This window comes from Microvirga puerhi, from assembly GCF_020089865.1.
GTDB classification, from domain to species: Bacteria; Pseudomonadota; Alphaproteobacteria; order Rhizobiales; family Beijerinckiaceae; genus Microvirga; species Microvirga puerhi.
Map to the genome: position 1 here is coordinate 150,018 of NZ_JAIRBM010000003.1, position 18,767 is coordinate 168,784.

Consider the following 18,767-nt stretch of genomic DNA (forward strand, 5'->3'; position numbering starts at 1 on the left):
ACCTCTCGCGAACAATTGCGATTGTCCTGACGCCGGAAGCGATATAACTCAAATATATCTTTCTCATTGAACTATGCATTTAAGTTATAGGAATGAATCTTCATCTGCTTCGCCTGTTCGATGCAGTGGCCCGCCACCAGAGTTTTTCCCGCGCGGCGGAGGCATTGCATGTCAGTCAGCCGGCCGTCTCGAAGGGCGTGCGTGAGCTCGAAGCGCAGCTCGGCAGTCCACTCCTCGAGCGCGGTCCGGGCGGCGTCCGCCCCACCGAAGCCGGGCTGCTTCTCTTAAGTCATGCCCGCACCGTCTTTTCCGCCGAACAGGCGGCTGAGGAGGCGCTCGACGCCTTGCGCGGCCTGCGGCGCGGAACGTTGCGCATCGGCGCTTCGACCACCATCGCGACCCATTTCCTGCCGCCTCTGCTCGGCGCCTTCCACCGGGCCAATCCCGAGGTGGACTTACGTCTCACGAGCGCGAACACGGTGACGATCGCCGGGCTTCTGACGCAGCGCGAACTCGACGTGGCGATGGTGGAGGGGCCGCTCGATTCCGGAGAGATCATCGTCCAGCCCTGGCGCGAGGACGAGCTGGTCTTCATCGCTGCCGCGACCCATCCGCTCGCGTCCCGGGCGGCTCCGCTTCCGCTCGACGCATTGGCGGACGAAACCATCGTGCTGCGCGAGCCCGGCTCCGGGACCCGCGATATCGCTCAGAGCGCCCTTGCGCGCGCCGGCTTCATACCCCGCCGGATCTTCGAAGTCAGCGGCAACGAGGTCATCGCCCGGATCGTGGCCTCCGGGCTCGGCATCGGCATCGTGTCGTCCGTGGTGGTCGCCGATCAGGTGGCGCTCGGGCGGCTGAAACAGCTTTCCATTTCAGGAGTGATCCTACGGCGCTCCCTAACGCGGCTGATCCTGCCCAACCGGCAGCCGAGCCCGGCAACGCTCGCCTTCGACAGGCTGCTCGACCGGGCCTCCATCGCGCCTTAGGCCGCCTGGTAATCCTCGATCGTCCGCCAGTCCTGCTGGAGGGCGAGGGGGTTGCGTGAGGTCACCAGAAAACACCCGCCGCCGGGATGGGACGGACGGCTCCCCTTGCCGATCTCGAGCTTCTGCAGATGGTCCGTGAGCAGGCTGCCGACGCCGCCGTGGGAGACGATGACGATGTCGCCGGAAGTCTCATCGGCTGCGGCGCGGTGCACCGCCTTCACGATGCGGGTCTGGGCATCGACGGCCCGTTCCCATCCGCGGATGCTTTCATGGGGGCGGCCGAAGAATTCCGCGACCACCTCCCAGAATTCCGGCGGCGCGATGTATCCGGTGGCCGAGCGGTCGTTCTCGCCGAGGTCCGGATCGACCACGATCGGTAGGCCGAGCCGGCTCGCGAGAATCTCCGCGCCGTCCCGCGCCTTGCGTTCGGCGCTGGCATAGATGGCGGAGATGTTTCGCCCCGCGACGGCCTGCGCGAAGTTCTCCATGCGGGCGCGCCCGACGCCGGACAGGGGCCAGTCGGGGACCGGCACCTGCGGATCGATGACCACTTCGGGATGGGTGACGAAGATGAGCGACGGCATGGGCGACACATAGCCGAGCTTGCGTGTCTCGTCGATGACGCTTCCGGTCATGGGCGATGGGTGTCTCTTACTCGAGCGGATAGGCGGCTTCGACCACGTATGGTCCGCCGCCGACGGAATCCCGGGAGGAGAAGAGCACGAAGCGCGGTGCCGTGAAGGTGAGCTTCTGGAAAGGCGCGCGTGCCGCGAAATAATCGGCCACGGCCAGGGCCGAAGCATCGCGCAGGCGGGCCAAGGTCACGTGCGGGGTGAACTTGCGCTTTTCGGGGGGAAGCCCGACGCGGCGGACCAGACGCTCCTGTTCGGATTGCAGGTCGCTCAGCGCCTCGGTCGCGGTGGCGCGGGCGAAGACGGCGCGCGGACGTCCGCCGCCGAAACTGTCGAGGCCCTCGATGGTCACGGTGATCGGATCACGCTGACGCCTTTCGCCGAGGACGGAGAATAGATCCTGGGCGGTCCGGTCGTCCACGTCGCCGATGAAGCGAAGGGTGATGTGATAATTCTCGGGATCGATCCAGCGCGCGCCCGGCAGGCCGCCGCGATAGGTGGAGAGGGTCCGGCCGATCTCGGGAGGAATTTCGAGGCCGGTGAACAGACGGGGCATGGCGGCCTCCCGAACCGGGAAGAAGAGAGCAGGGCCGGGGCAGCGTGGCCGCCCCGGCAAAGATCAGAATCAGACGATTAAAGGCCTGGTTGGTTCCGGATCCGCACCCTCATGGGCACGGATTGCAGTGGTCGAGATGGATCGCGTCGATGCGCTGCTCCAGCTCCGGCGTGATCGTCACGTCGATGGAGGCGATGTCCGTCTTCAGCTGCTCCATGGAGGTCGCGCCGATGATGTTCGACGTCACGAACGGGCGGGAATTCACGAAGGCCAGAGCCATCTGCGCGGGATCGAGGCCGAATTCCTTGGCGAGCGCGATGTACCTGCGGATCGCCGGTTCCGCACCGGGCGTCTCGTAGCGCTGTCCGCGCTGGAAGAGCGTGGTGCGGGTGCCGGCCGGGCGGGCACCATCGAGATACTTGCCGGTGAGATAGCCCTGGGCGAGCGGCGAATAGGCGAGCAGGCTGACGGTCTCGCGCAGGCTCACCTCGGCGAGTGCCACCTCATAGGTGCGGTTGAGGAGATTGTATGCGTTCTGGATCGACTGTGCTCGCGGCAGGTTCGGATTTGCCTCCGCGGCCTTGAGGAAGGTCATCGTGCCCCAGGCGCTCTCGTTCGACAGGCCGAAATGACGGATCTTTCCGGCTTTCACCAGGTCGCCCATGATCTCCACGGTTTCCGCGATCGGGTGCGACGCGCCTTCCTGGTGACGGTAGATGGTGGGATTCGATCCCCACTGCATCGGGCGGTCCGGATAATGGATCTGGTAGAGGTCGATATAGTCGGTGCCGAGACGCTTCAGGCTCTTGTTCACCGCTTCTTCCATCTGGGCCCGCGAAAGCTCCGTCGGCGATCCGTCGTCCCGGAACCAAGTGTTGGCGGAGCGTCCGACGATTTTCGTGGCCAGGATGACCTTGTCGCGGCTGCCGCGGGACTTGAACCAGGAGCCGATGATGCGTTCCGTCGATCCTTGCGTCTCCGGCTTGGGTGGGATCGAATAGAGTTCAGCGGTGTCGAAGAAGTTGATGCCGTGGTCGACGGCATAGTCCATCTGGGCGTGGCCTTCGGCCTCTGTGTTCTGCTGGCCCCAGGTCATGGTGCCGAGGCAGATGAGGCTGACATCGAGGTCCGTGCGACCGAGGCGGCGATATTCCATAAGACGAGGCTCCTCGCGGCAGGAGCTGCCGCGTTCAGGCAGGAAGAGGGCGCCGACGGACGTCAGCGCTGGGGGAGGGTGGCGAGAAACTTCTCGACGGTGGGCAGGATGCGCCCGACGATGATCTCGATCCCCTTGGCCGTGGGATGCAGGCCGTCTGGGAGATTGAGGCTGGTATCGCCGGCCACTCCGTCCAGGAAGAAGGGATAGAGCACAAGGCCGTGCTTCTCCGCAATGTCCTGATACAGCGAATCGAACTTCTCGGCATATTCCGGGCCGAGATTGCGCGAGGCGAGCATGCCGACGAGCATCACCGGGATGTTGCGGGCCTGCAGCCGCTCCACGATGGTCTCAACGGCCTTGCGCGGAATCGCAGGGTCGAGGCCGCGCAGCATGTCGTTGGCGCCGAGTTCCACGATGACGCCATCCGTTCCATCGGGGATCGACCAGTCGAGCCGGTCGAGGCCGCCCGACGCCGTGTCGCCCGAGACGCCGGCATTGGCGACCTGCACGTTGTAGCCCTTGGCCTTCAGGGCCTGCTCGAGGACATTCGGGAAGGCGGCACCCTGTGGCAAGCCATAGCCGGCCGTCAGGCTGTCGCCGAGAGCGACGAGGCGGACAGGGTCCTTCTGCGGTGCGCCCTGGGCCCTCGCGGATCCGGGCGCAACGAGGGCGAGGGCGGCGGCACACGCAAAAATGATCGCCATGAGAGGGCCGAATTGGCGCTTCATCGATAGGCTTCCCATATGGTTCGGACGACAAACGGATTGCGCCCGGCCTTGGCCGGGAGCGTTTCTCAAGAGTTTCTCCGAAAGATCGGGTGAGTGGGCATGCAGGACAAGGCCATTGCGCTGCAGGATGTGGATCTGAGTCTGGGCCGCGGTGCTGCGCGGGTGCATATCCTGAAAGGCATTTCCCTCGATATCGGACAGGGCGAGGCGGTCGGCCTCGTCGGTCCCTCGGGTTCCGGAAAATCCACCCTGCTCATGACGATGGCGGGCCTCGAACAGCCCGATTCCGGCAAGATCCTCGTGGACGGGACGGACCTTGCAGCCCTCGACGAGGACGCGCTGGCGCGGTTTCGAGGCCGACGCATCGGCATCGTGTTCCAGTCCTTTCATCTCATTCCCACCATGACGGCGCTGGAGAACGTGGCGCTGCCGCTGGAACTTGCCGGCGAGGCTGACGCCTTCGCGCGAGCAGAGGCAGAGCTCGAGGCCGTAGGTCTCGGGCACCGTTTCCATCACTATCCGGCCCAGCTCTCGGGCGGTGAGCAGCAGCGGGTGGCGATCGCCCGGGCCATCGTGTCCAATCCCGCGATCCTGGTGGCCGACGAGCCGACGGGGAATCTCGACGAAGCGACCGGCCAGGCGATCATCGAATTGCTCTTCGCCCTCAAGCGCGGCCGGGGCGCGACGCTGGTCCTCGTCACGCACGACCTCAATCTCGCCAGGCTCTGCGATAGAACCGTGCGCCTGCGCTCGGGCCGCATCGATACCGATGCGGTCGTGACGGCCTGAAGGACAGCGCCCGATGCACGGCACCCTCTCATCCCCGGCACGGAAGCCGCTTCAATCCGCCTTTCCGCCGCTCATTCTCCGCCTGGCCCTGCGCGAGCTGCGCGCCGGCCTGAAGGGCTTCGGGATTTTTCTTGCCTGTATCGCACTCGGCGTCGCGGCCATTGCCGGGGTGTCCTCCTTATCCCGCTCCCTGACGGAGGGCATTTCGAAGGAAGGGCGCCGGATCCTGGGCGGCGACATGGCCTTTTCCCTGCTCCAGCGGGAGGCGAACGAGGCCGAGCAGATCTATCTCGCATCGAAGGGCATGGTCGCGTCGGTCGCCACCATGCGGGCCATGGTCATCGCGGGGGACAAGGGTTCGGCCCTCGTCGAGCTGAAGGCGGTGGACCCATCCTATCCGACTGCCGGCACGCTCGAAACCGATCCTGCCATGACGCCGGCCGATCTCTTCGCCGTCCGCGACGGGGCCTATGGAGCGGCGGTGGATACCGCTCTGCTGGCCCGCCTCGACCTGAAGGTCGGAGACCGGATCAAGGTGGGTGGCGCTACCATCGACCTGCGCGCGAGTCTCGTCTCCGAACCGGACAAGATCGCCAACGGAATCGGCTTCGGGCCGCGGCTCCTCGTCTCGCAGGAGGCTCTGAGGGCGACTGGCCTCGTCCAGCCCGGCAGCCTGGTGCGCTGGACCTATCGGGTGACCGTCCCGCCGGCCCAGTCGACGGAGGCGGGCCTTGCCGCGATCGAGGCGGATGCGAGCCGGGCCCTGCCCGAGGCCGGGTGGGATGTCCGCAACCGGCTCAATGCCGACCCGCGTTTTGCGCGCAACATCGAGCGCTTCACCCAGTTCCTGACCCTGGTCGGGCTCACGGCCCTTCTCGTCGGCGGTGTCGGCGTCGCCAATGCGGTGCGCGGCTTCATCGACCGCAAGCGGGCTTCCATCGCCACCTTGAAGAGCCTCGGCGCACCGGGTGGACAGGTCGTCGCGCTCTATCTCGTCCAGGTGCTGCTCATCGCCGCCGTCGGCATCCTGATCGGCCTTGTCGTCGGCGGGGCGCTGCCTTTCGTGGTGACCGGCCTCTTCGGCCATCTCCTTCCGATTCCGATCGAGCCGACCCTTGCCGGGACGGAGCTGGGCATCGCGCTGCTCTACGGGATCCTCACCGCCCTCGTCTTCGCCCTCATGCCGCTCGGGCGAGCCCACGACATTCCGGTCTCGGGCCTGTTTCGGGACCAGATCGAGCCGGAGCGGCGCTGGCCCCGCCGGCGCTACCTTCTGGCCCTCAGCCTCGCACTCGCCGCTCTTGTCGGGCTCGCCGTGATCGCTGCCTACGACCGCCGCATCGCCCTGATGTTCGTCGGTGCCGCGGCCGCATCCTTCGTGCTGCTTCGCCTAGTGGCGGTCGGCATCATGGCGCTGGCCCGGCGACTGCCCCGGCCGCACAGGACCGCACCGCGGCTGGCGCTCGCCAATATCCATCGTCCCGGTGCGCTGACGCCGTCGCTGGTCCTGTCCCTCGGGCTTGGGATCACGCTGCTGGTGACCCTCGCGCTGATCGATTCCAATCTCACGCGCCAGCTGCGCCAGATGCTGCCCGAGCACGCCCCGAGCTTCTTCTTCCTCGACATTCCCAACGCCCAGGCGGATGCCTTCGAGGGCTTCATCAGGCAGCAGGCGCCAGAGGCCGCGATGGAACGCGTCCCGATGATGCGCGGGCGGCTCGTGACCTTAAGGGGCGTGCCCGTGTCCGAGATCAAGGCGAACGAGGAGGTCTCCTGGGTCCTCGACGGCGACCGCGGCATCACCTACGCGAAGACTCCGCCGGAAGGCTCGCAACTGATGGCCGGCTCCTGGTGGCCGGAGGATTATCGCGGCAAGCCCCTCGTCTCCTTCGACGCTAAGATCGCGGACGGTCTCGGCCTCAAGCTCGGCGACGAGGTGACGGTCAACGTGCTCGGCCGCAACATCACCGCCACCATTGCGAACCTGCGGCAGGTGGAATGGCGCTCGCTCGGCATCAATTTCGTGATGGTGTTTTCTCCCAACACCTTCGCCGGAGCCCCGCACACGCATCTGGCGACTGTGACCTTCCCCAATGGCTCTGACGCGGCAACCGATGCCCGTCTGCTCCGCAGCGCCGCGCTGACCTATCCCATGGTGACGAGTGTACGCGTGAAGGATGCGCTCGAGGCGGTCAACGACGTGGTGTCTCAGCTCGTCACGGCGATCCGGGGCGCGAGCGGGATCGCGCTTCTGGCCAGCCTGCTGGTGCTCGCCGGCGCGCTCGCGGCCGGCCATAGGGCCAGACTCTATGACGCGGTAGTCCTGAAAACCCTAGGAGCCACCCGCGGACGGCTCGTCCTCGCCTATGCTCTGGAATACGGATTCTTGGGCGCCGCGACGGCAATCTTCGGTCTTTTAGCCGGGAGCTTGGCCGCCTACCTGATCACCACCCGTGTGATGAACTTAAGCTTTGTACCTGATCTTTCCGGCGCGCTCCTCGCATCTCTCCTCGCCGTTCTGGTAAGTGTATGTCTAGGGCTCCTGGGGACATGGCGGATCTTGAGTCAAAAGCCTGCACTATACTTGAGAGATCTTTAACCGCCCGTGCTGGTATAAAAGTACGCTCCGAGAGGGCACGAGTGTAGCCTCGCGCTTTAAACTTCACTGTTCTTTATCACGAAGCGTTGAAGCTTGACCTTGCCTCTTGCAGAAGCAGAGGCGACCTCTCATATTCTGGCTGTCGCCGAAAATCGCGGCGGCCGAGGGCTGACTTCCCAGCCTTTCGAGGGAACATCAACGGGACACCGTGAGAAAGGGCTCCGATGCAACCGTATGAGCAAAACCAATACGCCTCTGGCACCGGCTTTGCCCGGACGGCCGCACAGGTCGACCAAGGCCTGCGCGCCTTCATGCTCGGCGTCTACAACAACATGATCCTGGGCCTTGCCATCTCGGCCCTGGTCGCGCTTGGCATCAACATGCTCGCCACCACGAGCGATCCGTCCATGGCTGCCGCCCGCATGGGCAGCATCTACGTGACCGAATTCGGTCGCCTGCTGTACGGCTCGCCGCTCAAGTGGGTCGTGGCGCTGGCGCCGCTGGCGTTCATCTTCCTCTTCTCGTTCCGCATGGACCGCATGTCGGCAGCCGCGGCGCGCGGCACCTTCTTCGCCTTCGCTGCGGTGATGGGCGCTTCGCTCTCGACGCTGCTCATCGTTTATACGGGCGCGAGCGTCGTGCAGGTCTTCTTCATCACGGCAGCCGCCTTCGGCGCGCTGTCGCTGTGGGGCTACACCACGAGCCGCAGCCTGTCGGGCATCGGCTCGTTCCTGATCATGGGCCTGGTTGGACTGATTCTCGCCTCGCTCGTGAACATGTTCCTCGCGTCGAGCGCGCTGCAGTTCGGCATCTCGATCATCGGCGTTCTGATCTTCGCGGGCCTCACCGCCTACGACACGCAGAAGCTGAAGGAGATGTATCTCTACGGCAATTACGACAGCGAGGCGGCTGCGAAAGTGTCGGTCTTCGGCGCACTGCAGCTCTATCTGGACTTCATCAACATGTTCCAGTTCCTCCTGGCGCTGTTGGGCAACCGCAATAACTGATCGCCCGGAACGAGAACGTTCTCCCAGAAGCCCCGGCCTTTTGCAGGCCGGGGCTTTTTTCATGGCGTATTCGCGGGCTTCCGGCGCGGTAGATCGGCTGTCGACCGGTAACCGAACCAGGCGCTCACGATGGCCGCTGCGGCGCAGATCAGCGCGACAGCCTGAAACCCGCCGATCATGGCGCGCGCATAGAGGCCGGGGGCCGTCCCGTCGAGCCGGGCGGGCGGCGTGCCGAACGTCGCTTCCGCGAACAGGTGCGCCAGAGCCGGCTCCATGACGGCCGCGCTGTGCTGGAATCCTAGGGTCGCGACGATGCCGAGGCCCGCGACGGCGAGAAGACCAGCCACCCGCGAGACCGCGTTGTTGATCCCCGAAGCCACGCCGATGCGATCGTCGGGAACCGCATTCATGACGGTGGTGGAGAGGGGCGCCACCGTGATGCCCATGCCCAACCCCATCACGATCATCACCGGAACGACAGCGGTCCAGTAGTCGCCGCGGGCGACGGCGGGTGCGAGGAGCCCGAAGCCGAGACCCGTCAGAAAGGGGCCGGCCGTCAGGAGAATTCTCACACCGAACCGGTCCGCCATCACGCCGCCGAGCTGCGACAGGACCGCCATGACGAGGGTGAAGGGCAAGAAGACCGAGCCGGCCTTCGCCGCCGAATAGCCATGGGCCTCAATCAGCGTGGTGGGCAGGAAGAACAGGGCTCCGCTCAAGGCGAAATACAGCAGCAGCGTCAGGATGTTCACGCCCGAGAAGGCGCGCACCCGAAACAGATCGAGCGGCATCATCGGCGCTTCGCTGCGGGACTCATGGACCAGGAAGGCGCCGAGCAGAATGACACCCACGACCGTCCCTAGGATCGCCAGCCGATGGCTCGCAGCCACCTCGCCGAAGGCGGTAAGGCCGTAAGCGAGGGCGCCGAGACCCGCGACTGCCAGAACGCTGCCCCAGACGTCCATGCGTGCCTCTCCCCCTGGCCGGCTTTCCGGGACTTTTCGCGCGCAGAGCCAGAGGGCGAGAGCGGCGAGCGGCACGTTGATCCAGAAGATCGCCTGCCAGGGGCCGATATCGATCAGCCAGCCGCCGAGGATCGGCCCCAGGGCAGCTGCGATCCCCGAGGCGGCAGCCCAGGTGCCGATCGCCCGGCCGCGCTCGTCTTGGGGAAAATTGGCGCTGATCAGGGCGAGCGAACCCGGCACCAGAAGGGCGCCGCCGATGCCCTGGATCGCCCGGGCGCCGATCAGCATTTCCACCGTTCCGGAAAGGCCGCAGGCGATGGATGCCAAGCCGAAGATCGCGATGCCGATCATGAAGATGCGCTTCAGACCGTAAGCATCCCCCGCCGCGCCGCCGAGGAGGAGGAAGGCCGAGAGGGTCAGAGCATAGGCATTCGTGACCCATTGCATCGCGGAAAGCGAAGCCTGAAGGCTCTCGCGCATCTGCGGCATGGCGACGGTGACGATGGCGCCGTCGGCGAACACCATGCTGGAGGCCAGAATCGCCGTCCAAACCACAAAAGGCTTCGTCGACGAGGCGTTGTCGGAAGTTCGAGGATCCACGGGGCGGCGTCCTGCTCGGCTTCATGTTAGAGCCTCGGACCCAAAAGTGGATTCCACTTTTAGGATCATGCGATGCTTTCCCTCCGAGGCCCAAGAGACCGACGCCCAGGCACCAACCCGGGGTGGAAGTAATATCATTCCCACCGCCGTGAAGATCGTCTACGAAAGCGCTATGACCATTCTCGTCCGCCCCTCCGTCGCATCCGACCTTCCCGCTATCACGGCCATCTATGCCCACGCGGTGACCCATGGCACCGCCTCGTTCGAACTGGCGCCCCCAGACGCAGCCGAGATGGCCCGTCGGCGCGATGCGCTTCTCGATGGCGACTACCCCTATCTCGTGGCGGAGCGGGACGGCGAGATTCTCGGATATGCCTATGCGGGTCCTTACCGGCCGCGTCCTGCCTATCGCTCGACGGTGGAGGATTCGATCTATGTGGCTCCTTCCGCTCAGCGGCTCGGCGTCGGCCGCCAGCTGCTCATCCGGCTCATCGAAGAGAGCGAGGCGCGCGATTTCCGGCTCATGGTCGCAGTGATCGGCGACGAGGAATCTCACGGTTCGATCGGACTTCATGCGAGCCTCGGATTCGAACCGGTCGGCGTCCTCAGCGGAATCGGCTACAAGCACGGACGCTGGCTCTCCACCGTGCTGATGCAAAAAAGGCTCGGACGCGGGATGGAAGAACCGCCGACGCGGCCCATTCCCTGAAAGCCCGGCGATGTTTCAAGCCTTGTCCGCGCTCGGTGGTCCCCTCCGGCACAATCCCGATTTCATGAAGCTGTGGGCGGCGCAGAGCCTCTCGGCAATCGGGACCCGCTTCACGCGGGAGGGGCTGCCGATGATCGCCGCGCTGCTGCTCGATGCGAGCGCCCTGGACCTCGGTCTGCTGGTGGCGTTGAGCGGCCTGCCGGGCGTGGTGCTCAGTCCTTTCGCAGGCGCCTGGATCGACAGAACACGCCGGCGTCGCGTCCTGATCATGGCCGATCTGGTGCGGGCGGGAGCACTTGCGACTCTGCCCGCGATGGCCTGGTTCGGCAGCATCACCATCGGACAGGTCATGGGCGTGGCGACTTTGGTGTCGCTGTTCTCCGTGCTGTTCCAGACCGCCGACAATGCCTATCTGCCGACGGTGGTGGAACGTGACGAGCTGATAGACGGCAATGCGAAGCTCGCGACCACGGACGCGGTGGCGGAGATCGTCGGCCCGGCCCTCGCGGGCGTCATGATTCAGCTCCTGACGGCGCCATTGGCGGTGCTCTTCGATGCACTGTCCTATCTCTGGTCCGCAGCGCTCCTGGGATCGATCAGGCGCAAGGAGCCGGCGCTCGTCACCGGTGACCGTGCGCCGCATCTCTGGGAGGAAACGAAGGAAGGGCTGCGTTTTGTCTTTTCCCATCCTGTGCTGCGGCCGCTGACGCTTTGCCAGGCGACGCTCACCTTTTTCCTGTCGTTCTTCGGTCCGCTCTATGTGCTCTACGCGGTTCGCGATCTCGGCGTTCCGCCTGGAACGCTCGGCTTCGTCGTGGCGCTCGGCGGAATCAGCGCCCTGGTCGGTGCTCAGTTCTCTGCCGTCGCCGCGCGGCGCGTTCCTCTCCGCACGCTCCTCTTCCGGACCCTTCTCGCCTACAGCCTCGTGATGGCGTTCATCCCGCTGGCGCACGGAGGTCTTTGGACGGCGGTTCTCTTGCTCTGCATTGCGCAGCTGCTAGGCGACGGGCTTTCGGTGGTGTTCTTCACCAATGTCGCCGCCTTGCGTCAGAAGGAGACGCCCGATGCCTTGCGAGGCCGCGAGGGCGGAACGCTGCACATGCTGACGGGAGGCCTCGGCATCGTCGCGGCGCTGATTGCAGGCGTGGCGGCCGACCGGTTCGGCATCCGGCCGGTGCTCGTCGTTGCGATGCTCGGCGCCGTCGCATCGAGCCTGTGGCTCCTGGCCCTGCCGAAGGACAAGGACCTCTAGCGCATTGGACGTGAATGCGAATTCACGTCCAATGCTTTCATCTTTTGATTTTGAGCATCTTTTCACGCAAAACCGGTTCCCACTTTTGCGTTCGATGCTCTTGCGCGTCATCAGTATTCCTGGCTCGTGGGGCGGAACAGGATCTCGTTGATGTCCACGTCGTCCGGCTGGCTCATGGCGAAAGCCACCGCCCGCGCAAAGGCATCGGCCGGGATCGCGCCTTCATAGGCTTTGTGCATGGCTTCTGCGATGTCGGGCTCTGTGATGCTGTCGGGTAGTTCGGTGGCGACCATGCCGGGCGAGATGACGGTCGTGCGGATGTTGTAGGGCTTGACCTCCTGACGCAGCCCCTCGGAGATGACGCGCACCGCATGCTTGGTCGCCGAATAGACGGCGCCTCCTGCCCGCACCTTGTGGCCGGCTACCGACGACACGTTGATGATGTGTCCACTCTTCCGCTCCTTCATGTGGGGAAGCGCAGCGCCGATGCCATAGAGCACGCCCTTGATGTTCACGTCGATCATGCGGTCCCAGTCCTCGGCCCTGCCGCGGTCGAGGGGCGAGTGAGGCATCAGGCCGGCATTGTTGAGGAGGACGTCGATGCGCCCATGGATCTGCACCGCACGGTCGATCAGGCGTTTGACCTCATCGTAGCGGGTGACGTCGGTCTGCACGGCGACGTCATTGCCCAAGGAAAGATCCCTGGCGAGCGCCTGCAGCCTGTCGAGGCGTCTTGCGCCCAGCATCAGCTTGGCGCCGTTCCGCGCGAGGTGGCGCGCGGTCGCTTCTCCCAGCCCGCTGCTGGCTCCGGTGATGACGACGACTTTGTCCTGAATGCCTTGTGTCATGGTCAGCCTTCCTTTTCTTTCAGCCGTCGCCCTTCGGTTCCGTCACCCGATCGTGCCGCGCTGAGCCGTCTGCGCATGTTCGACGCCCCCGGGGTCGGACAGCGATGCCATGTCGATCACGAAGCGGTAGCGGACGTCAGAGCGTTCCATGCGCTCGTAAGCCTCGTTGATCTGGTCCATGCGAATCGTCTCGGTCTCCGGCAAGATGGCCTTGCGGGCGCAGAAGTCGAGCATCTCCTGGGTCTCGCGAATGCCGCCGATGGGCGAGCCGGCGACGCGCCGCCGTCCCAGCAGGAGCGGAACGGTGGACATTTCGTCGAGCGGACCGATCTGGCCCACGATCACCAGCGTGCCGTCCACATCGAGCAGCGGCAGATACGGATCGAGGTCATGCTTGTTCGGAACGGTGTCGATGATGAGGTCGAAGCTGCTGGCGGCCTGCGCCATCGCGTCCGGATCGGTCGAGACGAGAAGCCGGTCGGCCCCGAGGGCCATTGCATCCGCCTTCTTGTCGGGGGTTCGGCTCATGACGGTCACATGAGCGCCGAGACCGGAAGCGAGCTTCACCGCCATGTGGCCGAGGCCTCCTAGGCCGATCACGCCGACCCGGCTGCCGGGGCCGACATTCCAGGTGCGCAGCGGCGAATAGGTCGTGATGCCCGCGCATAAAAGCGGAGCGGCACGGGACAGATCTAATCCATCGGGCACGCGCAGCACGAATTCCTGTCGGACCACTACATGTTTGGAATAGCCGCCCTGGGTCATCTCCCCGGAGATTCGATCGCGGCCGCCATAGGTTCCGGTATTGCCTTCACGGCAGAGTTGTTCCTCGCCCTTGCGGCACTGGTCGCAATGCTGACAGCTGTCGACCATGCATCCGACCGCCACGTGATCGCCCGTCTTGAAGCGCGTCACCTCAGAGCCGACCTCGATCACGCGGCCGACGATCTCGTGACCCGGCACGACCGGATAGTCTGACCAGCCCCAGTCGTTGCGCGCCCAGTGGAGATCCGAATGGCAGACGCCGCAATAGAGGATTTGCATGGCGACGTCGTTCGGCCGCAGGGCCCGCCGTTCGAACGAGAAGGGTTCGAGACGTACACCGGCAGAAGGCGCCGCATAGCCGAAGGTGTTGTAGCGAAAGCTTGCCATATCCTGAATTCCATTCACGGGATGGGCTGTCGAGCGACAGCATTGAGACACACATAGGCCGCCCTCGCCGATGTCATAGAGACGCCGGCGAGGATGCCTGATGGCGAAGACGACATCTGTCGATCAGCGATCGACTCTCGCCTGAAGATGCGGTGGGTAGCGGTCCCCCTGCACGGTGATGTGCGAGACGGCATCATCGATGGCGCGCAGATCGTCCGGAGTCAGCGCGACGGCTGCGGCACCGATATTCTCTTCCAGACGATGCAGTTTCGTCGTTCCGGGGATCGGCACGATCCACGGCTTCTGTGCCAGGAGCCAAGCGAGGGCGATCTGGGCCGGTGTCGCCTTCTTCCGGCTTGCAATGGCTCCGAGCAGATCGACCACGGCTTGGTTTGCCTTTCGCGCTTCCGGCGCGAAGCGCGGCACGATGTTGCGGAAGTCCTTGCTGTCGAACGTCGTCTTCTCGTCGATGGTGCCGGTAAGAAAACCCTTGCCGAGTGGGCTGAAGGGCACGAAGCCGATGGCGAGTTCCTCGAGCGTCGGCAGGATCTCCTTCTCCGGCTCCCGCCACCACAGGGAATATTCGCTCTGAAGCGCCGTGACGGGCTGCACCGCGTGGGCACGACGGATCGTCTGCGCACCCGCTTCGGAGAGGCCAAAATGCTTCACCTTGCCGTCGCAGATCAGGTCCTTCACCGTGCCGGCGACATCCTCGATCGGCACGTTCGGGTCGACGCGATGCTGATAGAACAGATCGATGCGGTCCGTCCTCAATCGCGTGAGCGCGGCGTCCGCAACATCCCGGATGTGCTCCGGACGGCTGTTCATGCCGCTCTGCCCGCCATCTGCCCCGAACTCGAAGCCGAATTTGGTCGCGATCACCACCTGATCACGGAGCGGCGCCAGCGCTTCCCCGAGAAGTTCCTCGTTCTTGTAAGGCCCGTACGCCTCGGCGGTATCGAAAAACGTCACGCCGCGTTCGAACGCCGCGCGGATCAGCTTCACGGCCTCCTGCGTATCCGTCGCAGGGCCGTAGCCATGGCTCAGGCCCATGCAGCCGAGGCCGATGGCGGAGACCTCAAGGCCGCTGTTACCCAGTTGACGCTTTTGCATAGGGATTCTCCTCGACGACGAAGGTTGCGCGATCATCGCGCCTGGTATTGTCCGTCGGTGACGTGCTCCATCCAGTCGACGGTTTTCCCGTCGAGGGCTTCCTGGATGGCGATGTGAGTCATCGCGGTCGTCGGCGAAGCGCCGTGCCAATGCTTCTCGCCAGGCGCGAACCAGACCACGTCGCCCGGCCGGATCTCCTCAATGGGGCCGCCTTCGCGCTGTGCCCGGCCGAGACCCGCCGTCACGATCAAGGTTTGGCCGAGCGGATGCGTGTGCCATGCAGTTCGCGCGCCGGGCTCGAACGTGACGCTGGCACCTGCGACGCGGGCCGGATCAGGAGCCTGGAACAGAGGATCGATGCGAACGGTGCCGGTGAACCATTCCGCCGGTCCTTTGCCGGAGGGTTGAGCGCCGCTGCGCTTGATTTCCATCGTTCTTCTCCTTCGTCGAACGGGCCTGCAGATCTGCCGGAGCAGTCGGTATGCGCTGATCTAGCGGGTTCGGCCGCAGGCGATTAGGTGGTAGAACGCGCATGGACTTATATCTGGAATTCATGAATGCAGCGCGGCGAGTTGGGCGACCTGATGGCATTCCTTGCGGTCGCGGAGGAGCGAAGCTTCACGCGGGCGGCCGCCAGGCTCGGAACCTCCCAGTCCGCACTCAGTCACACCATCCGCCGCCTTGAAGCCCGGCTCGGGGTGCGGCTGCTGACGCGCACCACCCGCAGCGTCGCGCCGACTCAGGCAGGCGAGCGCCTGCTCCAGACCCTCGGTCCGGCCTTCGACGGGATTGACGCGGAACTTGCAGCCCTCAGCGAGTTCCGCGAGAAGCCGGCCGGCATGATCCGGATCACGACAGGCGCGCATGCAGCCAGCTCGATTCTCTGGCCCACGCTGCGGAGGCTGCTGCCGGACTATCCTGACATCAAGGTGGAGGTGGTCGTCGATCCCGGTCTGACCGACATCGTGGCCGAGCGTTACGATGCCGGGATCCGTCTCGGCGAGCAGGTGGCGAAGGACATGATCGCGGTTCGCATCGGGCCGGAAATGCGCATGGTGGTCGTGGGCGCGCCTTCCTATTTCGCGAGGCGGCCGCGACCGGTGCGGCCGCAGGATCTCGTCGGCCATGACTGCATCAATCTGCGTCTGCCGACCTTGGGCGGTCTCTATGCGTGGGAATTCGAGAAGGATGGCCGTGAGCTGAAGGTGCGGGTCGAGGGGCAGCTCGTCTTCAACGACCTCGCCTTCATCCGCGAGGCGGCCCTGGCCGGTGCAGGCCTTGCTTACCTGCCTGAGGACTATGTGCGGCCATATATCGGCGATGAGAGCCTGATCTGGGTGCTTGCGGATTGGTGTCCGCCCTTTCCGGGCTACCACCTCTATTACCCGAGCCGCCGGCAGCCGACACCGGCCTTCGCGCTGCTGGTGGATGCGCTCCGCTATCGCGGATGAGCAGAGCTGCCCCGGAGAAATCCGATTGTTTCGATCAGGAGACGATCTTCAGGGGCTTGTCGAGGACGCGCAGAACCGCCGCCAGTTCATGGCCGCGTTTCAGAATGAGGCCGGACGAGACGATGACCGAATAAGCGCCCTGCTTGCGGGCGAGCTTCGGAGCCTTTTCGATCCGGTAGAGGGGCATCTCGGAGGTGCGTCGGAAGATGGAGAAGACCGCTCTATCGGTCAGGAAATCGATCGCGTAGTCGCGCCATTCGCCATCCGCTACCTTCCGGCCGTAGAGATTCAGGATGGTCTGCAGCTCCAGGCGGTCGAACGAGACCTTTCGGGGAGTGGGGAAGGGCAGCACATGGCCCGACGAAGGGGCCAGGCTGCCGCGAAACGGCTCCGCGATATCACCTTCGCTCATGCATCCTCCAGCAAACAATGATCATTAGCCAGATGATGGGTCTCCCTAGCCACGGGCGCAACCCCGTCCAGGCTCGCTCCCTCACGTCTTCGTGGGGGTGATCTTAGTTTTGCCACATTCGCGCCGCGCCTCAGCCCTACTAAGGGATGATAACTAGACCGTTGCCTCGACGGCCCGGTCTGCAGATCGCCTCGGACACGTCAGCCCCCCAGCCCCCGGGGTAATCGGTGGGCCGGGCCTCACATATGTCGAGGGTAAAAGCCGCCTGCTCAGGGCGGCTTTCTTTTTGGTCCCGTGAAATCGGGCTATCCTCCCGCGTCTCAGAATCCCTCCAGTACGATCTTGCCCCGGGTCTTTCCGCTCTCGATGAACGCGTGGGCGCGTTTCAGATTGGCGGCATTGATGGTGCCGAATGTCTCGGCCAGGGTCGTGCGGATCGTGCCCGCATCCACCAGGCGCGCGACTTCGCCCAAGATCTCGTGCTGGCGTTCCATGTCGGAGGTCTGGAAGACCGAGCGGGTGAACATGGATTCCCAGTGCAGGGACACGCTCTTACGCTTGAGCAACGTCACGTCTACCTGCTGCGGATCGTCGATAAGCCCAAGCCGTCCCTGCGGCGCGATCAGATCCGCAAGGGCCGCGAAATGCCGGTCCGTATGGGTGATCGAAAAGACGAAGGCAGGAGCGCCGAGACCGAGCGCCTGCACCTGATCGACGAGGGAAGCAGTATGGTCGACCACGTGATGGGCGCCGAGCTCCCGGCACCAGGCCTTCGTCTCCGGCCGCGAGGCGGTGGCGATGACCGTCACGTCCGTCAACCGGCGCGCGAGCTGGATGGCCATGGAGCCGACGCCGCCGGCCGCTCCGACGATGAGAAGGGCAGGGGCCGCCCCAGGCACCTCCCTCCGGATATCGATCCGGTCGAACAGGGTCTCCCAGGCGGTCAAGGAGGTCAGCGGCAGAGCCGCTGCCTGGGCAAAGCCCAGCGTCCGCGGCTTGTGGCCGACGAGGCGCTCGTCCACCAGATGATACTCGGCATTCGTACCGGCTCGGGCGATCGAGCCCGCATAGAACACCTCGTCGCCGGGGCGAAACAGGGACACGCCCGACCCGACCTCGCGGACGATTCCCGCCGCATCGAAGCCGAGCACCCGGGCCGTGCCCGGTTCCGGGGCCACCTTGGAGCGCACCTTCATGTCGACCGGATTCACCGAGACCGCCTTGATCTCGACCAGGAGGTCGTGTCCCCGGGCTTCGGGTCTCGGCAGGTCGAGATCGATCAGGGACGATTCGGCGTCGATAGGCAGGGGCTCGCGATAGGCGACGGCACGCATGGTTGATCTCCTGGCGGGTATGAGCCAAGGTGTGACATACGTATGATCGGCGCAAGAACGCACATTCTGTGCACATAGTGTCGAAAAGGATACCATGATGGCCCGTCTCTCCCGCAAGGAGATCCCAGGCACCACCTGCTCGGTCGAAGGCACGCTCAACCTGATCGACGGCAAGTGGAAGATCGTGATCCTCTACAAGCTCCTACGGGGCACCCTGCGCTTCAATGAGATTCGTCGTCTCCTGCCCGGCGTCACGCAACGCATGCTGACGAATCAGCTGCGCGAGCTGGAAGCCGACGGCTTGGTGACCCGGACGGTCTATGCCCAGGTGCCGCCGCGGGTGGAATACGATCTGTCGGATCTCGGGCGCAGCCTGGAGCCGGTCCTGGTCGCAATGAAGACTTGGGGTGATGCGAACCTGAATCTGTCGTCGCCGACTGCAAAGGCAGCCTAAACGGTCGTTTGCATCGGTCGC

At 64.8% G+C, this 18,767-nt stretch carries 19 protein-coding genes; 8 read left to right on the forward strand and 11 right to left on the reverse strand.

All coding sequences use genetic code 11. From position 1 onward, the window contains the following. Positions 1–92 precede the first annotated feature (92 nt). Positions 93–986 (forward strand): LysR family transcriptional regulator, encoded by an 894-nt coding sequence (locus tag K9B37_RS05110; RefSeq protein WP_224311789.1) that lies wholly within the window; start codon positions 93–95, stop codon positions 984–986. Here the strand turns inward: K9B37_RS05110 and K9B37_RS05115 are convergent. The 4 genes from K9B37_RS05115 to K9B37_RS05130 all read right to left on the reverse strand — a co-directional run bounded on the left by K9B37_RS05115 (position 983) and on the right by K9B37_RS05130 (position 4,061). Further along, the gene (locus K9B37_RS05115) at positions 983–1,621 is read right to left on the reverse strand and encodes a histidine phosphatase family protein (RefSeq protein WP_224311791.1); all 639 of its coding nucleotides are present in this window, start codon (positions 1,619–1,621) and stop codon (positions 983–985) included. The genes K9B37_RS05110 and K9B37_RS05115 overlap by 4 nt on opposite strands. A gap of 16 nt (positions 1,622–1,637) precedes the next feature. Next, the gene (gene thpR / locus K9B37_RS05120; protein WP_224311793.1) at positions 1,638–2,174 is read right to left on the reverse strand and encodes an RNA 2',3'-cyclic phosphodiesterase; all 537 of its coding nucleotides are present in this window, start codon (positions 2,172–2,174) and stop codon (positions 1,638–1,640) included. 109 nt (positions 2,175–2,283) lie between these two features. Continuing rightward, the gene (locus tag K9B37_RS05125; protein WP_224311794.1) at positions 2,284–3,330 is read right to left on the reverse strand and encodes an aldo/keto reductase; all 1,047 of its coding nucleotides are present in this window, start codon (positions 3,328–3,330) and stop codon (positions 2,284–2,286) included. 62 nt (positions 3,331–3,392) lie between these two features. Further along, on the reverse strand, positions 3,393–4,061 hold the full coding sequence (locus tag K9B37_RS05130) for an arylesterase (RefSeq protein ID WP_224311796.1): 669 nt from the start codon (positions 4,059–4,061) through the stop codon (positions 3,393–3,395). Between the two features lie 99 nt (positions 4,062–4,160). Between K9B37_RS05130 and K9B37_RS05135 the strand changes: the two genes are divergently transcribed. From K9B37_RS05135 to K9B37_RS05145, 3 genes are all read left to right on the forward strand, one after another. Beyond that, positions 4,161–4,850 carry an ABC transporter ATP-binding protein gene (locus tag K9B37_RS05135; RefSeq protein ID WP_224311797.1) on the forward strand — a complete coding sequence of 230 codons (690 nt, stop codon included), beginning with the start codon at positions 4,161–4,163 and terminating at the stop codon, positions 4,848–4,850. 13 nt (positions 4,851–4,863) lie between these two features. Beyond that, a complete protein-coding gene (locus K9B37_RS05140) occupies positions 4,864–7,449 on the forward strand; it encodes an ABC transporter permease (RefSeq protein ID WP_224311798.1) in 2,586 nt (861 codons plus the stop codon). A 224-nt stretch (positions 7,450–7,673) separates the two neighbouring features. Beyond that, the gene (locus tag K9B37_RS05145) at positions 7,674–8,456 is read left to right on the forward strand and encodes a Bax inhibitor-1/YccA family protein (RefSeq protein WP_224311799.1); all 783 of its coding nucleotides are present in this window, start codon (positions 7,674–7,676) and stop codon (positions 8,454–8,456) included. A gap of 59 nt (positions 8,457–8,515) precedes the next feature. Here the strand turns inward: K9B37_RS05145 and K9B37_RS05150 are convergent, their stop codons facing one another. Beyond that, a complete protein-coding gene (locus tag K9B37_RS05150) occupies positions 8,516–10,021 on the reverse strand; it encodes an MFS transporter (RefSeq protein WP_224311800.1) in 1,506 nt (501 codons plus the stop codon). A 172-nt stretch (positions 10,022–10,193) separates the two neighbouring features. Here K9B37_RS05150 and K9B37_RS05155 point away from each other — a divergent pair, with 172 nt between their 5' ends. Then, positions 10,194–10,730, forward strand: a complete 537-nt coding sequence (locus tag K9B37_RS05155) for a GNAT family N-acetyltransferase (protein ID WP_224311801.1) — start codon at positions 10,194–10,196, stop codon at positions 10,728–10,730. Positions 10,731–10,740: 10 nt separating this feature from the next. Beyond that, the gene (locus K9B37_RS05160) at positions 10,741–11,982 is read left to right on the forward strand and encodes an MFS transporter (RefSeq protein ID WP_224311802.1); all 1,242 of its coding nucleotides are present in this window, start codon (positions 10,741–10,743) and stop codon (positions 11,980–11,982) included. Positions 11,983–12,092: 110 nt separating this feature from the next. Here the strand turns inward: K9B37_RS05160 and K9B37_RS05165 are convergent, their stop codons facing one another. The 4 genes from K9B37_RS05165 to K9B37_RS05180 all read right to left on the reverse strand — a co-directional run bounded on the left by K9B37_RS05165 (position 12,093) and on the right by K9B37_RS05180 (position 15,526). Beyond that, positions 12,093–12,830 carry an SDR family oxidoreductase gene (locus tag K9B37_RS05165; RefSeq protein WP_224311803.1) on the reverse strand — a complete coding sequence of 246 codons (738 nt, stop codon included), beginning with the start codon at positions 12,828–12,830 and terminating at the stop codon, positions 12,093–12,095. Between the two features lie 42 nt (positions 12,831–12,872). After that, positions 12,873–13,982 (reverse strand): NAD(P)-dependent alcohol dehydrogenase, encoded by a 1,110-nt coding sequence (locus K9B37_RS05170; protein ID WP_224311804.1) that lies wholly within the window; start codon positions 13,980–13,982, stop codon positions 12,873–12,875. Positions 13,983–14,105: 123 nt separating this feature from the next. Further along, entirely contained in the window at positions 14,106–15,095 is a 990-nt protein-coding gene (locus tag K9B37_RS05175; protein WP_224311806.1) for an aldo/keto reductase, read from the reverse strand. 32 nt (positions 15,096–15,127) lie between these two features. Then, the gene (locus K9B37_RS05180; protein ID WP_224311808.1) at positions 15,128–15,526 is read right to left on the reverse strand and encodes a (R)-mandelonitrile lyase; all 399 of its coding nucleotides are present in this window, start codon (positions 15,524–15,526) and stop codon (positions 15,128–15,130) included. A 126-nt stretch (positions 15,527–15,652) separates the two neighbouring features. On the opposite strand from K9B37_RS05180, the gene K9B37_RS05185 reads away from it, so the two are divergent. Beyond that, entirely contained in the window at positions 15,653–16,546 is an 894-nt protein-coding gene (locus K9B37_RS05185) for a LysR family transcriptional regulator (RefSeq protein WP_224311810.1), read from the forward strand. Between the two features lie 34 nt (positions 16,547–16,580). On the opposite strand, the gene K9B37_RS05190 is transcribed toward K9B37_RS05185, so the two are convergent. Further along, positions 16,581–16,958: a DUF2794 domain-containing protein gene (locus K9B37_RS05190; RefSeq protein WP_224311812.1), complete on the reverse strand. Its 378-nt coding sequence runs from the start codon at positions 16,956–16,958 to the stop codon at positions 16,581–16,583. A 320-nt stretch (positions 16,959–17,278) separates the two neighbouring features. After that, positions 17,279–18,292 (reverse strand): zinc-binding alcohol dehydrogenase family protein, encoded by a 1,014-nt coding sequence (locus tag K9B37_RS05195; protein ID WP_224311814.1) that lies wholly within the window; start codon positions 18,290–18,292, stop codon positions 17,279–17,281. 97 nt (positions 18,293–18,389) lie between these two features. On the opposite strand from K9B37_RS05195, the gene K9B37_RS05200 reads away from it, so the two are divergent. Next, positions 18,390–18,746: a winged helix-turn-helix transcriptional regulator gene (locus K9B37_RS05200; protein ID WP_224312142.1), complete on the forward strand. Its 357-nt coding sequence runs from the start codon at positions 18,390–18,392 to the stop codon at positions 18,744–18,746. Positions 18,747–18,767 lie beyond the last annotated feature (21 nt).

Excerpts from the sequence above, each read along its gene's own strand:
- K9B37_RS05195 (WP_224311814.1), bottom strand. The coding sequence starts at position 18,292 with ATGCGTGCCGTCGCCTATCGCGAGCCCCTGCCTATCGACGCCGAATCG.
- K9B37_RS05160 (WP_224311802.1), top strand. The coding sequence starts at position 10,741 with ATGTTTCAAGCCTTGTCCGCGCTCGGTGGTCCCCTCCGGCACAATCCC.
- K9B37_RS05190 (WP_224311812.1), bottom strand. The coding sequence starts at position 16,958 with ATGAGCGAAGGTGATATCGCGGAGCCGTTTCGCGGCAGCCTGGCCCCT.
- K9B37_RS05170 (WP_224311804.1), bottom strand. The coding sequence starts at position 13,982 with ATGGCAAGCTTTCGCTACAACACCTTCGGCTATGCGGCGCCTTCTGCC.
- K9B37_RS05130 (WP_224311796.1), bottom strand. The coding sequence starts at position 4,061 with ATGAAGCGCCAATTCGGCCCTCTCATGGCGATCATTTTTGCGTGTGCC.
- thpR (WP_224311793.1), bottom strand. The coding sequence starts at position 2,174 with ATGCCCCGTCTGTTCACCGGCCTCGAAATTCCTCCCGAGATCGGCCGG.
- K9B37_RS05200 (WP_224312142.1), top strand. The coding sequence starts at position 18,390 with ATGGCCCGTCTCTCCCGCAAGGAGATCCCAGGCACCACCTGCTCGGTC.
- K9B37_RS05165 (WP_224311803.1), bottom strand. The coding sequence starts at position 12,830 with ATGACACAAGGCATTCAGGACAAAGTCGTCGTCATCACCGGAGCCAGC.
- K9B37_RS05135 (WP_224311797.1), top strand. The coding sequence starts at position 4,161 with ATGCAGGACAAGGCCATTGCGCTGCAGGATGTGGATCTGAGTCTGGGC.
- K9B37_RS05140 (WP_224311798.1), top strand. The coding sequence starts at position 4,864 with ATGCACGGCACCCTCTCATCCCCGGCACGGAAGCCGCTTCAATCCGCC.
- K9B37_RS05145 (WP_224311799.1), top strand. The coding sequence starts at position 7,674 with ATGCAACCGTATGAGCAAAACCAATACGCCTCTGGCACCGGCTTTGCC.
- K9B37_RS05180 (WP_224311808.1), bottom strand. The coding sequence starts at position 15,526 with ATGGAAATCAAGCGCAGCGGCGCTCAACCCTCCGGCAAAGGACCGGCG.
- K9B37_RS05175 (WP_224311806.1), bottom strand. The coding sequence starts at position 15,095 with ATGCAAAAGCGTCAACTGGGTAACAGCGGCCTTGAGGTCTCCGCCATC.
- K9B37_RS05110 (WP_224311789.1), top strand. The coding sequence starts at position 93 with ATGAATCTTCATCTGCTTCGCCTGTTCGATGCAGTGGCCCGCCACCAG.
- K9B37_RS05155 (WP_224311801.1), top strand. The coding sequence starts at position 10,194 with ATGACCATTCTCGTCCGCCCCTCCGTCGCATCCGACCTTCCCGCTATC.
- K9B37_RS05185 (WP_224311810.1), top strand. The coding sequence starts at position 15,653 with ATGCAGCGCGGCGAGTTGGGCGACCTGATGGCATTCCTTGCGGTCGCG.
- K9B37_RS05125 (WP_224311794.1), bottom strand. The coding sequence starts at position 3,330 with ATGGAATATCGCCGCCTCGGTCGCACGGACCTCGATGTCAGCCTCATC.
- K9B37_RS05115 (WP_224311791.1), bottom strand. The coding sequence starts at position 1,621 with ATGACCGGAAGCGTCATCGACGAGACACGCAAGCTCGGCTATGTGTCG.